This is a genomic window from Pseudomonas sp. FG47, assembly GCF_057809115.1.
In genome coordinates, this window is the sequence record NZ_JBMDJI010000006.1 from 150,527 (window position 1) to 163,487 (window position 12,961).

The 12,961-nt window shown below is 65.1% G+C and carries 11 protein-coding genes and 1 pseudogene; 6 read left to right on the top strand and 6 right to left on the bottom strand.

Features of this window, described 5'->3' with window-relative positions; translation table 11 throughout:
* Positions 1–321: 321 nt before the first annotated feature.
* Positions 322–1,050, top strand: a complete 729-nt coding sequence (cysZ, locus tag ACODS5_RS07970; protein ID WP_489108357.1) for a sulfate transporter CysZ — start codon at positions 322–324, stop codon at positions 1,048–1,050.
* Between the two features lie 147 nt (positions 1,051–1,197).
* On the opposite strand, the gene ACODS5_RS07975 is transcribed toward cysZ, so the two are convergent.
* Together ACODS5_RS07975 and ACODS5_RS07980 are read right to left on the bottom strand one after the other, a co-directional pair.
* Entirely contained in the window at positions 1,198–1,629 is a 432-nt protein-coding gene (locus ACODS5_RS07975) for a methyl-accepting chemotaxis protein (protein ID WP_371923703.1), read from the bottom strand.
* Positions 1,630–1,791: 162 nt separating this feature from the next.
* A pseudogene (locus ACODS5_RS07980) lies at positions 1,792–2,637 on the bottom strand (PAS domain-containing protein); the annotation flags it as partial.
* Positions 2,638–2,681: 44 nt separating this feature from the next.
* Here ACODS5_RS07980 and ACODS5_RS07985 point away from each other — a divergent pair.
* A complete protein-coding gene (locus ACODS5_RS07985) occupies positions 2,682–3,890 on the top strand; it encodes a glycosyltransferase family 4 protein (protein WP_134690045.1) in 1,209 nt (402 codons plus the stop codon).
* On the opposite strand, the gene ACODS5_RS07990 is transcribed toward ACODS5_RS07985, so the two are convergent.
* The 3 genes from ACODS5_RS07990 to ACODS5_RS08000 all read right to left on the bottom strand — a co-directional run bounded on the left by ACODS5_RS07990 (position 3,859) and on the right by ACODS5_RS08000 (position 6,205).
* Positions 3,859–4,962: an NADH:flavin oxidoreductase gene (locus ACODS5_RS07990; protein ID WP_134690046.1), complete on the bottom strand. Its 1,104-nt coding sequence runs from the start codon at positions 4,960–4,962 to the stop codon at positions 3,859–3,861. The genes ACODS5_RS07985 and ACODS5_RS07990 overlap by 32 nt on opposite strands.
* Positions 4,963–5,090: 128 nt before the next feature.
* The gene (locus ACODS5_RS07995; protein WP_489108358.1) at positions 5,091–5,573 is read right to left on the bottom strand and encodes a glutathione peroxidase; all 483 of its coding nucleotides are present in this window, start codon (positions 5,571–5,573) and stop codon (positions 5,091–5,093) included.
* Between the two features lie 146 nt (positions 5,574–5,719).
* Positions 5,720–6,205 (bottom strand): FKBP-type peptidyl-prolyl cis-trans isomerase, encoded by a 486-nt coding sequence (locus ACODS5_RS08000; RefSeq protein WP_134690048.1) that lies wholly within the window; start codon positions 6,203–6,205, stop codon positions 5,720–5,722.
* Between ACODS5_RS08000 and ACODS5_RS08005 the strand changes: the two genes are divergently transcribed.
* From ACODS5_RS08005 to ACODS5_RS08020, 4 genes are all read left to right on the top strand, one after another.
* A complete protein-coding gene (locus ACODS5_RS08005) occupies positions 6,204–6,506 on the top strand; it encodes a DUF3565 domain-containing protein (protein WP_489108376.1) in 303 nt (100 codons plus the stop codon). The two genes, ACODS5_RS08000 and ACODS5_RS08005, sit on opposite strands and share 2 nt — an antisense overlap.
* A 32-nt stretch (positions 6,507–6,538) precedes the next feature.
* Positions 6,539–8,641 carry a phosphate acetyltransferase gene (gene pta, locus ACODS5_RS08010; RefSeq protein WP_134690050.1) on the top strand — a complete coding sequence of 701 codons (2,103 nt, stop codon included), beginning with the start codon at positions 6,539–6,541 and terminating at the stop codon, positions 8,639–8,641.
* A 332-nt stretch (positions 8,642–8,973) separates the two neighbouring features.
* On the top strand, positions 8,974–10,980 hold the full coding sequence (gene lodA, locus ACODS5_RS08015) for a CTQ-dependent lysine 6-oxidase LodA (protein ID WP_489108359.1): 2,007 nt from the start codon (positions 8,974–8,976) through the stop codon (positions 10,978–10,980).
* Positions 10,981–10,999: 19 nt separating this feature from the next.
* Positions 11,000–12,082: an FAD-dependent oxidoreductase gene (locus ACODS5_RS08020; RefSeq protein WP_489108360.1), complete on the top strand. Its 1,083-nt coding sequence runs from the start codon at positions 11,000–11,002 to the stop codon at positions 12,080–12,082.
* A gap of 71 nt (positions 12,083–12,153) precedes the next feature.
* Here ACODS5_RS08020 and ACODS5_RS08025 read toward each other — a convergent pair whose 3' ends face one another.
* Positions 12,154–12,873: a YiaD family glycine zipper/OmpA-like lipoprotein gene (locus ACODS5_RS08025; protein ID WP_134690053.1), complete on the bottom strand. Its 720-nt coding sequence runs from the start codon at positions 12,871–12,873 to the stop codon at positions 12,154–12,156.
* Between the last annotated feature and the right edge of the window lie 88 nt (positions 12,874–12,961).

Sequence of the window (12,961 nt, forward strand, 5' to 3'; positions counted from 1 at the left end):
TCCTGTCGAGCGGGCCGCACGGGGCCGGCATCGGGGTACCGGCTGCGCCAGCTGGAATTAAAACGGACCCACGCAGCACTTGGGGAAGGCTACAACGCGTTGGCCCAAAACCGTAAAAAGATGAGCGCACTGTAGCGAGGCCGCAGAGATTAAGGAAATATCCTTCGACAATCCACCTTATAGACAGTCTCTATGCCAGGCAGCCACCGACAGACATTGTCCTGGCGCATTGTTACAGGCCGTTTCGCCAACGCCCGGCGCCTTTCGTCGGCGCGCCAAACTCGGTAAGGTCAGCGCGTTTTCCTTTTGCGGAGCATTCCGATGCAAGCCCCTGCCCTTTCCGGCCCACAGTACCTTCGCGAAGGCCTGAAACTGGTCCTGAGCCCAAGCCTGCGGCTGTTCGTGCTGCTGCCCCTGGCGGTCAACCTGTTGCTGTTCGGCGGGCTGATCTACTTCGCCGGGCACCAGTTCAGCCTGTGGGTCGATGCGCTGATGCCGACCCTGCCCGACTGGCTGAGCTTCCTCACCTATATCCTCTGGCCGCTGTTCGTGGCGCTGGTGGTGCTGATGGTGTTCTTCACCTTCACCCTGCTGGCCAACGTCATCGCCGCGCCGTTCAACGGTTTCCTGGCCGAGAAGGTCGAGGTGGTAGTGCGCGGCCAGGATACCTTCCCACCATTCAGCTGGGCCGAACTGCTGGCCATGGTGCCGCGTACCTTCAGCCGCGAAATGCGCAAGCTGGGTTATTTCCTGCCACGGGCCATCGGCCTGTTCATCCTGTCGTTCATCCCGGTGGTCAACGTGATCGCCGCGCCGCTGTGGCTGGTGTTCGGTATCTGGATGATGGCCATCCAGTACATCGACTACCCGGCGGACAACAACAAGATGAGCTGGCAGGACATGCTGGCCTGGCTGCGCAGCAAGCGCTGGCAGTCGTTGGGCTTTGGCGGGATCACCTACCTGGCGCTGATGATTCCGGGGGTCAACGTGCTGATGATGCCGGCGGCGGTGGCCGGGGCGACGTTGTTCTGGGTGCGTGAACGCACCTGAGCCCCCATAAACCTGTAGGAGCGGCCTTGTGTCGCGAAAGGGCCGCAAAGCGGCCCCGGCGATATCAGCTTGATGCACGAATCCTGGGGGCGCTTCGCACCCCTTTCGCGACACAAGGCCGCTCCTACACAAGCGGTGTCAAGCCGGTCAGTGACTCAGCTGGCTGGAAAACTGCCCCACCGCATCCACCACTTTCTTCGCCCCTTCCTGGATCTCCACGATCACCCCGCCGGTATCGGCGGCCAGGGCCAGCCCTTGCTCGGCCTGGCGCTTGCTGGTGTCGATGATGTCCACCGCCGCCTGGGCCAGTTGCTCGTTCTGTTGCACCACCTTGGCGATCTCCTCGGTGGCGCTGCTGGTGCGCGAGGCCAGCTGGCGCACTTCGTCGGCGACCACGGCGAATCCCCGGCCCTGCTCACCGGCACGGGCGGCCTCGATGGCGGCGTTGAGCGCCAGCAGGTTGGTCTGCCCGGCGATGTCGCTGATGGTCTTGATGATTGCGCCGATCACCTTGGACTGCTTGTCCAGCGCCTGGATACCGTCGGCGGCGTCCTGCATCGACCCTTCCAGGCCACGCATCACCTCGACGGTCTGGGTTACCACGTCGGTGGCCTTGCGCGCGCTGCTGTCGGTCTCCAGCGAGGTGGTGTAGGCGATGTCCGCCGCCTGGGCCACGGCCAGCTCCTGGTTGACCTGGTCGGTGATAACGGTGGCGAACTTGACCACCTTGTAGAGCACGTCGTGGGCATCGATGATCGGGTTGTACGAAGCCTCCAGCCACACCACCCGGCCATGGGCGTCGATGCGCTTGAAGCGCTCGGCGACGAACTCGCCACGGCGCAGTTTTTCCCAGAACGCCTGGTAGCCCGCCGAGTTGGCCTCTTCCGGCTCGCAGAACATGCGGTGGGATTTGCCGCGCACCTGATCCAGGGTGTAACCCATGGTCTGCAGGAAACGGTCGTTGGCGGTCAGCACCTGGCCGTCGAGGTTGAACTCGATCACCGCCGTGGAGCGCATCAAGGCCTTGATCAGGCTCTCATGCTCGCGGGAGGTCTCGATGGTGCGGGTCAGGTCGCTGGAGTGCAGGGAGAAATACTTGATCCGCCCTTCGCTGTTCTTCACCGGCTGCAGGATCGAGCGCAGCCAAGCCTCCTCGCCGTTGCCGCGCAACAGGCGGAAAGCGCCGTTGAGGTGCTCGCCACGGGTAATGGCTTGCTTCATGCGCTGATAGAAGTCGAGCTTCTTCACATGGGCCGGGACAATGTCCTCGATATTGCGGCCGATCAGCTGTTCGGCGCGGTAGAGCATCTCGGTCTCGAAGTTGCCATTGACCGACTCGATGCGCCCCTGGGGGTCGAGCTGGAGGACCAGCATCTCGCTGTCCAGGCTGTTCTTGACCTGCTCGATGGACATCAACTCTTCGCGCAGTTGCTGGATTTCTTGCTTCAGTTTGCTGTTGAACATGGCCGCTCTCCCGGAGCGTATTCCTGTAGTCGAATGCAATTGCATCGGCTGCCTGCGCTGAGTTCTTGAGTGCTTTGCAAGGAAATATTCAAACAGCCGAAAGTGCCGAAAATCAGGCGTCATATCCCCGTCACACGGGCGTCACATGGCGGCAGGACACTTTTCCCATGAGCACACCGTCCTTGCGCATCACCCTGGTCAGCGAAACCTTCCCACCGGAGATCAACGGCGTGGCCAATACCCTTGGCCGCTTGAGCGACGGGCTGCGCCAGCGCGGCCATCAGGTGGAACTGATCCGCCCGCGCCAGGCCAGCGACATCGGCCCGGGCGACCCCGAGCAGTTACTGCTGTGCCGTGGCTGGCCCCTGCCCGGCTACCCTGGCCTGCAGTGGGGCCAAGTGTCTATGCACAAGCTGTGGCGGCGCTGGCGCCGGCAGCGCCCGGATGTGCTGTACATCGCCACCGAGGGCCCGCTGGGGCTGAGCGCCCTGCGCGCCGCCCGACGCCTCGGGGTGGCGGTGATCAGTGGTTTTCACACCAATTTCCCGCAGTATTCCGGCCAATACGGCCTGGGTCTGCTGTCGCGACTGCTGACCCATTACCTGCGCTGGTTCCACCGACGTACCGCCATTACCCTGGTGCCCAGCGCCAGCCAGCGCCTGGAGCTGGAGCGCCGCGGCTTCGAACGCCTGGGGCTAATGGCCCGTGGCGTCGATGCCACGCTGTTCAACCCGGCACGGCGCAGCCAGGCCCTACGGGAGCAGTGGGGATTGGCGGCCGACGACATCGCCGTGCTGCACGTCGGCCGCCTGGCGGCGGAAAAGAACCTGGCCCTGCTGCGCCCCTGCATGGCGGCCCTGCACAACAACCATCCACACAAGCGCCTGCGCCTGGTGATTGTCGGCGACGGTCCGGCGCGCGCCCAACTTGAACAACAACTGCCCGAAGCGGTGTTCTGTGGCGCACAGCGTGGCGAGCTGCTGGCCGAGCACTACGCCAGCGGCGACTTGTTCCTGTTCCCGAGCCTGACCGAGACCTTTGGCAACGTGGTGCTCGAAGCCCTCGCCTCGGGCCTGGCGGTGGTCGCCTATGACGAGGCCGCCGCGGCCCAGCATATTCGCCATGGCCACAGCGGCGCCTTGGCCATGCCGGGCGATCAGGCCGCGTTCATCGATGCCGCCTGCTGGCTGCTGGAAGAGCAGGAAACCCTGCGCCGGGTGCGCCTGAATGCCCGCCAGCACGCCAGCCGCCAAGGCTGGCCGGCGATCATCGAGCAGTTCGAGGGTTATCTGTACAACGCCTGCCGGGGCGGGCAGCCGGTGGATGCCCCGGCACCGCTGCTGATCAAGCCAGAGTCGTCAACGCCTCGCGGCTGAACGGCAACACATCGGCTTCGCGGCCATCACGCACCTTCTGCGCCCACTGTGCATCCACCAGCAGTGCCCGGCCCACCGCCACCAGATCGAACTCCTGGTCCTGCAGGCGGCGCAGCAAGCCTTCCAGGCTGGCCGGCTTGGCCACCTTGTCGGTATCGACCATGAACTGCAGGAACTCGCCGTCCAAGCCCACGCTACCCACGGTGATGGTCGGCTTGCCGGTGAGCTGGCGGGTCCAGCCGGCCAGGTTCAGCTCGCTACCGTCGAATTCCGGCTCCCAGAACCGTCGGGTGGAACAATGGAAGATATCCACACCCGCCTCGCTCAGCGGCTCGAGGAACGCGGCCAGCGCCTCGGGAGTTTGCACCAGGCGCGCACTGTAGTCCTGCTGCTTCCATTGCGAGAAGCGCAAGATGATCGGGAAGTCCGGCCCGACCGCGGCGCGCACCGCCTGGATCAGCTCGATGGCAAAGCGCGAACGGCCGGCCAGATCCCCACCGTATTCGTCGTCGCGGCGGTTGCTGGCCGCCCAGAAGAACTGGTCGATCAGGTAGCCATGGGCGCCATGGATCTCCACGCCGTCCATACCGATGGCCTGGGCATCGCGCGCGGCTTGAGCGAAGGCCGCGATGACCTCACGGATATCCGCGTGACTCATACCTTGCACCAGCACCTTGCCGTCCTTCTCCTTGCCGCTCGGGCCGTGGCCCGGCACGCTGCCATCGGGCTCGGTGCCCAGGCGTCGCACGCTGCCCACATGCCACAGCTGCGGCACGATGCGCCCACCCTCGGCGTGCACGGCCTCGACCACGCGCTTCCAGCCGGCCAGGGCGTCCTCGCCATGGAAACGTGGCACGTTGGGGTAGCCGTTGGCGGCCTTGTGTCCAACCGTGGTGCCTTCGGTGATGATCAACCCGACACCGGCGGCGGCGCGGCGGCGGTAGTACTCGACCACGCCGTCATGGGGTACGCCACCAGGGCAAAAGGTGCGGGTCATCGGCGCCATGACCACGCGGGTCGGCAGGTCGAGGGTGCCAATGGTGAAAGGCTGGAACAGAGGGTTGCTGGACATGCGGCGCTCCCGACGGGGTGAGGAAATGCGCCTGAGCTTAGGGGGGTGCGTGCAGGTGGGCACAGTATTATTGATTACAGTGATTTAGCGGTATCGAAACAGGGGCTGTCGGGCAGCCCCACGGCATCTCAGGCCAGCGCTTTCTCGATCGCCTGCACCACGGTCGGATCGTCTGGCGCGGTACGCGGGGCGAAGCGTGCCAGCACCCGGCCATCCTTGCCGACCAGGAACTTCTCGAAGTTCCAGGTGATGTCACCGGGGAACTCGGCGCCCTCGCCCGCCAGCAAGCGATACAGCGCATGGCGTTGCGGGCCATTGACCTCGAGTTTGGCCCCCAGCGGGAAGCTCACGCCGTAGTTGAGGCTGCAGAACTCCTGGATTTCCTTGTCGCTGCCAGGCTCCTGGCCGGCAAACTGGTTGCAAGGCAGCCCAAGCACGTTGAAGCCTTGGCCCTTGAACTGCTGGTGCAGTTTTTCCAGCGATGCGTATTGCGGCGTCAGGCCGCACTTGGAGGCGACATTGACCACCAGCACCACTTGGCCCTTGAACGGTGCAAGGGGCAGGTCCTCGCCGTCCAGCGCCTTCAACGTCAGGTCGTGAAATGCACTCATGATGAAATCCCCTCTCAGGTTGCCAAGTGTCGCTGGGGCGAATCCCGCCCACTAAAAAGGCGCGCGGCCAAACCGTCCACCCTCCTGAGGAGGGCAAGTCCGGCTTGCCCGAGCGCCTGGCGACTCTCTGAGCTTAGCGCAGAAAATCAGTGGTGATGACCACCTTCACCGTGGATGTGACGGTGAGCGATTTCTTCTTCGCTAGCGTCACGCACGTCGACGACCTTGACCTTGAAGTTCAGGCGCTGGCCAGCCAGTGGGTGGTTGCCGTCGACGGTCACGTCGTCGCCGTCGATATCACGGATGGTGACGATCTGCATCTGGCCATCTGGCGCCGAGGCGTGGAACTGCATACCCACTTCCAGTTGGTCGACGCCTTCGAACATCTTGCTGCTCAGGGTGCTGACCAGTTCGGCGGAGTATTCGCCGTAGGCCTCTTCCGGCTCGATGGCCACGGTCAGCTCGTCGCCGGCCTGCTTGCCTTCCAGGGCTTTTTCCAGGCCCGGGATGATGTTGGCGGCACCGTGCAGGTAGACCAGCGGCGCACCACCGGCGGAGCTGTCGATGACCTCACCTGCGTCGTTGGTGAGGGTATAGTCGATGGAGACAGCCTTGTTGGCGGCGATCAGCATGGGGCGAGACCTTTTGCAAAAGAATGTAGAGCGCACCAGTGTAACCAACGCATCGCGTGATTGCGAACGCGGCTCGGACGATACACGGCCCACCAGTCGGATCATCGGCTTCCATCAGGACGAGGAAGGCCACTGGGTGGTCGAGCTGTCCTGCGGGCACGCCCAACACCTGCGCCATCAACCGCCCTGGCAGGCCCGCCCCTGGGTGCTCGACGCCGACCAGCGCGCGCGCCGCATCGGCCAGGCATTTGCCTGCGGCTGGTGCGCTCAGGGTGTGGTTAGCGATACCCTTGGCCGTTGAATTCCTTGCACCGCTTATTTCGAGAAGCACGCATGCAGACATTTTTCATTGCGCCGACCGACTTCGGCGTCGGCCTGACCTCCATCAGCCTGGGCCTGGTTCGGACCCTCGAACGCGCGGGGCTGAAGGTCGGTTTCTTCAAGCCGATCGCCCAGCCGCACCCCGGCGACACCGGCCCGGAACGCTCCAGCGAGCTGGTCGCCCGCACCCACGGCATCAAGCCGCCCACCCCACTGAGCCTGGCCCATGTCGAGCGCATGCTCGGTGACGGCCAGCTCGACGAACTGCTCGAACAGATCATCCGCCTGTACCAGCAGGCCTGTGTCGGCAAGGATGTGGTGGTGGTCGAGGGCATGGTGCCGACCCGGCACGCCAGCTATGCCGCGCGGGTCAACCTGCACCTGGCCAAGAGCCTGGATGCCGAGGTGATCCTGGTGTCGGCGCCGGAAAACGAAGTGCTCAGCGAGCTGTCCGGCCGCGTCGAACTGCAGGCCCAACTGTTCGGCGGCCCGCGCGACCCGAAGGTGCTCGGGGTGATCCTCAACAAGGTGCGCACCGAGGAGAGCATGGCCGAGTTCGCCACCCGCCTGCGCGAGCATTCGCCGCTGCTGCGCGGCAACGACTTCCGCCTGCTCGGCTGCATTCCCTGGCAGGCCGAGCTCAACGCCCCGCGCACCCGCGACGTGGCCGAACTGCTCGGCGCCCAGGTGCTCAACGCCGGTGACTACGACCAGCGGCGCATGAACAAGATCATCATCTGCGCGCGCACCGTGGCCAACACCGTGCCGCTGCTAACCTCCGGCACCCTGGTGGTGACCCCGGGCGATCGCGACGACATCATCCTCGCCGTGTGCATGGCGGCGATCAACGGCGTGCCCCTGGCCGGGCTGCTGCTGACCAGCGACAGCAAGCCCGACCCGCGCATCCTCGAGCTGTGCCGTGGCGCCCTGCAAGCGGGCCTGCCGATCCTCTCGGTGGGTACCGGCTCGTTCGACACAGCCAATCAGCTCAACTCACTGAACCGCGAGATCCCGGTGGACGACCGCGAACGCGCCGAGTTCATCACCGACTTCGTCGCCAGCCACCTGGATGCCGCCTGGCTGCATCAGCGCTGCGGCACGCCGCGCGAGCTCCGCCTGTCGCCGGCGGTGTTCCGCTACCAGCTGATCCAGCGCGCCCAGCAGGCCAACAAGCGCATCGTCCTGCCCGAGGGCGCGCAGCCGCTGCTGGTGCAGGCCGCCGCCCTGTGCCAGGCCCGTGGCATCGCCCGCTGCGTGCTACTGGCCAAGCCCGAGGAAGTCGAGGCAGTGGCCCGGGCCCAGGGCATCAGCCTGCCGCCGGACCTCGAAGTGCTCGACCCGGAGTCGATCCGCGGGCGCTACGTCGAGCCAATGGTCGACCTGCGCAAGAGCAAGAACCTCAATGCGCCGATGGCCGAGCAGCAACTGGAGGACCCGGTGGTGATCGGCACCATGATGCTTGCCCTGGGCGAGGTCGATGGCCTGGTCTCGGGCCTGGTGCACTCCACCGCCAACACCATTCGCCCGGCCCTGCAACTGATCAAGACCGCTCCCGGCAGCAGCCTGGTGTCGTCGGTGTACTTCATGCTGTTCCCCGACCAGGTGCTGGTCTACGGCGACTGCGTGATGAACCCGCACCCCAGCGCCGCGGAACTGGCCGAGATCGCCCGGCAGAGCGCCGAGTCGGCGGAATCGTTCGGCATCGCCGCCCGGGTGGCGATGCTCAGCTACTCCAGCGACTCGGCAGCCAGCGACGAGGAAGTGGAAAAGGTCCGCGAGGCCACGCGCCTGGCGCAGCAGGCCGAGCACGACCTGCAGATCGACGGGCCGCTGCAGTACGACGCTGCCGCCAACCCGGAGATCGCCCGGCAACTGGCACCGTCAAGCCCGGTGGCCGGACGTGCCACGGTATTCGTGTTCCCCGACCTGAACACCGGCAACACCACCCACAAGGCGGTGCAGCGCAGCGCCGACTGCGTCAGCCTCGGGCCGATGCTGCAAGGGCTGCGCAAGCCGGTCAACGACTTGCCGCGCGGGGCGCAGGTCGAGGACATCGTCCATACCATCGCGCTGACCGCGATTCAGGCCCACCAAGGCGCAAAAACCTCCGTCTAGCGCCACCGTCCCGGCTTGGGCCGGGACGCCCCATCACCCCTCGTCGGCGGCCCGACCAACGTCATTTGACTTCCCCCTGGCCGGGACTAGCGTTCAATGCTGTCAGGATGAAATCACCGCAGGCGTCACGGAAGCGCAGCGTTCGATTCGGCATGTGGCGAACGCGTGACCATTGCATCCGCCCTCCAGCATTCCCCTGCCTTTGATCCCGTCCTCTTTATCGCCCTCCCCGGCTCGACCGGGCGGGACGCACCGGCTTGCGTCACCTCGCAAGGCCCAGGCGATCGGGCGTGATCGCGCAGAGAAGGAAAGGCACGACAAGGAGAGTGGTCATGAAATACGTCATAGGCCCCAGCATAGGGGTTGCGCGTGTAGGTAACAGCGAGACGGGCTTTTATCTGGCCCCGGAAAAAATCGGCGGCCGACCGCTGGAATGCGATGGCTATGGCAACCAGACGCTCGACCCGCAACAACAACCGGTGTACGTCACCCGCTACAAGGATGCCAACGGCAGCGTCAAACGCCAGGCCGCACGTTTCTGTATCTTCGCCGTGGACGACAACGGCAAGGCCACGGAACTCACCCTCGACAGCCCCGGTGTCGAGTCCATGACCTGGTCGGTGCACCTGGCCAATAAAAAGGCCATCTGGTACAACTTCGCCGAACTGGAAGGCAACCTGCTGCTGGGTGCGCATAACAGTTACAAGCAACGGCACGTCTCGCTGCGCAACGACAGCGTTACCGACGAAGCCGATCGGCAGAAACTGATCATCGACCCAGGCCCTTACCAGCTGTCCGGCCGCCAGGGCAAGGTCGAGCTGTCGCGGGACAACACCAGCAACGACTACCGCTTCCGCTCGTTCCCGGCGCGCGCCACCCAGGGCCAGCAGATCAACACGCTGGGGACCCTGCGCACCGATGCCAAGGGGCGCCTGCTGGTGCTCGGCGGCCATGGCCACGCCGGGGGCAACGAACCGATCAGCAGCTTTGCCGGCGCCGATACCTGGCATGACGATGTGTCCGACGGCCCCGTCACCTGCACCCTCAAGCTGGCCAACCAGCCCGAGCAAACCCTCACCGCCTGGTGCATCGTCGGTTCGCCGAAATTCGCCCCGGAGCTGGAGAACATCGTCACCCTCGACGACCTGGCTTTCGATGTCGCGGTGCGCGAGCTCAACCTGTTGCCGGAGCTGTACCGCAACGGGCAATACCAGAAGAGCTACATCGCCAACTACGAGCGTGACATCGAACCGATCCTGCGCCGTCCCGCCGGCTATCGCTGGGTCGCCGCCATCCCGTCGCTCAACAGTTTCTCGCCGCCGCCGTTCGATGCCAAGGACAACACCCAGGCCAACCAGGGCAAGCGCCAGGATTATTTCTCGCTGTTCCGCAACCCAGGCAGCAATGGCTTTACCGACGGCGCCCAGGCGCAGCTGTTCGATCAGAAGTCGGGGATTCCCTTGATGCCGCTGAACTCTGGCTCGAACTCGGTCAGCAACGAACTGCTCGACAAGTTCCTCACATTGACCCGCACGCAGTACTTCCTGCTGGGGCAATGGGCGGCGGGCCAGTTCACCCTGGAGCCGCCCAAACCGCTGCCGGGGGTCAGCGCGCTGGACCAGGCCAGCATCGGCAACTGCGTGGGCGGCCCACTGTGCCCGGGTATCGAAGTGACCTGGAGCCTCTACAGCCCCTCGCTCTACGCCAAGCCGTACCAGATCAGGCATCGTCACGAAAGCGCCTACTACTACGCCAACGGCCTGAGCACCACCGAGAACGAAACAGACCCGGAAGGCCCGTTCCAGGGTTGCGAACCGGGTGACCTGACCAAGCGCATGGCCATTCCGTGGCAGGCCGACTTCTATCAGTGCACGGTGCAGAACGTGAACTTCACCGACCCGGCCGTCAACAAGGAGGACAGCGTACCCAAGGCGCCGTCCTACTACGCCTACTGGTGGCCGCCGCAAAGCCCCTGGAATGTGATCCCCAGCGACTTGACCGCCGCTGCCCAGCAGGCCTCGGGGATCTCCGCCGGGATGCAGTCTATCTACAGCCGCGGCATCAATGGCTACACCGAGATGATCCAGGCCTGGCACTACTTGGGCTTCATCACCAATGAGGCCCAGGGGCCGCTGCGCGACCTGTATCCGTATTTCGTCGAGACCGAACGCAACAATGACCGCTTCGTCGCGGCCAGCTTTGCCATAGGCCCGGCCGAGTACGTGTTGAATGGCGCCAGCGGCAACTTCTTCAACACCTGGTACCTCAAGCCGGACGAGAAGCTGCCAAGCATCGATGCGCGGCAAGTGGTCACCGCGCGGGGGCATCTTGTTCGCTGAACAGCCGAGGACCGTGGATGTGGTCGTCGTCGGGGGAGGGCCGGCCGGTAGCGCGGCCGCCCTCACCCTGCGACGCCACAGCGGTCACTCGGTGATGCTGTTGGAACAGCGCGAATATGCCCGGGAGAAAGTCGGGGAAACCCTGTCGCCCGGCGTCTTGCCGCAGCTTGACTACCTCGGCGTGGGCGAGCATTTCCGCCAGGCCGGCTTCAGCCCGTCGTTCGCTTTCACCGCCGCCTGGGGCGACAGCGAGGTCCGTGCACGGGACTTCCTGTTCACCGGTAGCGGGCACGGTTGGCACCTGGACCGCACGCGTTTCGATGCTGGGCTGGCCAACGCCGCCCGCAGCATGGGCGCGCAACTGCTAACCGGCGTGCGGGTGCGCGAGGTCGGGCGCGATGGCGATACCTGGCGGTTGCGGGTCGATGGCCTGGAGGCTTCGCCAGAGGTGCGCTGCCGCTACCTGATCGACGCTACCGGACGCAGCGCCTGGCTGGCCCGGGCATTCGGCGCCAGCCGTCTGCAGCAGGACCACCTGGTGGGTATCTCGGCGTATTACGCCGCCAGCGACAGCGTCGTCGAAGGGTGCTCGCTGGTCGAGGCCATCACTTCAGGCTGGTGGTACAGCGCCCCGGTGCCGGACGGGCGATTGATCACCGTGCTGATGACCGACGCCGACCTGCTCCAGGCCTCGCACGACGACCGGGAATACTTCTGGTCCACCGCCCTCGCCCAGGCGCCCAACACCCGCGCCCGCCTGGGCGAGCGGCCGATGGCGGGCAACATGCGCGTCTGGCCGGCACACTCGCAGCATCTCGAGCCCTGTTGCGGCAAGGGCTGGGCGGCGGCCGGCGACGCCGTGGCAGCATTCGACCCGCTGTCATCGATGGGTATCGGCTATGCCTTGAGCACCGGCATCCAGAGCGCCCGGCTGGCCGCCATCAGCCTCGCCAACGCTAGCCACGAGGCCGAGCAGTGCCAGGCCTATCGCAGCGACATACAGCGCCACGTCATGGAGTACCAGGCGCTGAAACGTGGGTATTACCAGGTCGAGTCGCGCTACGCCGACCAACCCTTCTGGATCCGCAGGCAGGCCGCTTAGGCACATGGCGCGCGCCGTAATAAAAAGGGCAACCCCGCAGGGTTGCCCTTTTTATTATTCAGCGCGACGGCTCAGGGATACTGCTGCACGGTGCCTTGCTGGTCATACTGCTGGCCAGGGATTGGCTTGAGATTGACCTCGACCCGGCGGTTCTGCGCACGGCCATTGGCATCGGCGTTGCTGGCGATCGGCTGGTCGGGGCCCATGCCGCGCACGCTGACCCGCGACGGGTCGACCCCCTGGGAGGTCAGGTAGGTGCTGACTGCCTGGGCGCGGCGCTGGGACAGGTCCATGTTGTGCTGGCGGCTGCCGGTGCTGTCGGTGAAGCCGACCACCTCGATGGTGTTCTGGTTGAACTGCTTGAAGGAACCCGCCAGGTTGTTCAGCGGTGCATAGAAGCTGGGAGAGATATTCGCCGAATCGGTGGCGAAGGTGATGTTGCCCGGCATGATCAGCTTGATCTGGTCGCCCTGGCGCTGCACCTCGACACCGGTGTTGGCCATCTTCGCGCGCAGCTCGGCTTCCTGCTTGTCGGCGTAGTAGCCATAACCCGCCGCGGCGGCCCCCACCGCGGCGGCGCCGATCAACGCCCCCTTGCCACGGTTGTTGTGGTCGATGGCGGCACCGGCAATGGCGCCGGCCAGCGCACCGAGGCCACCGTACTTGGCGGTCTTGCTCATCCCTGTGGAGCCCTGCGCCTGGCCCTGGCTGTCGTAGGGGTTGGGGCTGGCACAACCGGACATCAGGGCAGCGGCGGTAGCGACGATAATCAGACGACGCATGGTGAACATGGACAAGCTCCTACTGAAATTCATTAGTGCAACGGATCACATACGGATCTATGCCAGCCTTGGATTACAGCGCAGCGGAAAAATTCCA

Coding starts and splice junctions, on each gene's coding strand:
- cysZ (WP_489108357.1), top strand. CDS start 322: ATGCAAGCCCCTGCCCTTTCCGGCCCACAGTACCTTCGCGAAGGCCTG.
- ACODS5_RS07975 (WP_371923703.1), bottom strand. CDS start 1,629: ATGCGTGGCCTGGAAGGGTCGATGCAGGACGCCGCCGACGGTATCCAG.
- ACODS5_RS07985 (WP_134690045.1), top strand. CDS start 2,682: ATGAGCACACCGTCCTTGCGCATCACCCTGGTCAGCGAAACCTTCCCA.
- ACODS5_RS07990 (WP_134690046.1), bottom strand. CDS start 4,962: ATGTCCAGCAACCCTCTGTTCCAGCCTTTCACCATTGGCACCCTCGAC.
- ACODS5_RS07995 (WP_489108358.1), bottom strand. CDS start 5,573: ATGAGTGCATTTCACGACCTGACGTTGAAGGCGCTGGACGGCGAGGAC.
- ACODS5_RS08005 (WP_489108376.1), top strand. CDS start 6,204: ATGGGGCGAGACCTTTTGCAAAAGAATGTAGAGCGCACCAGTGTAACC.
- ACODS5_RS08000 (WP_134690048.1), bottom strand. CDS start 6,205: ATGCTGATCGCCGCCAACAAGGCTGTCTCCATCGACTATACCCTCACC.
- pta (WP_134690050.1), top strand. CDS start 6,539: ATGCAGACATTTTTCATTGCGCCGACCGACTTCGGCGTCGGCCTGACC.
- lodA (WP_489108359.1), top strand. CDS start 8,974: ATGAAATACGTCATAGGCCCCAGCATAGGGGTTGCGCGTGTAGGTAAC.
- ACODS5_RS08025 (WP_134690053.1), bottom strand. CDS start 12,873: ATGTTCACCATGCGTCGTCTGATTATCGTCGCTACCGCCGCTGCCCTG.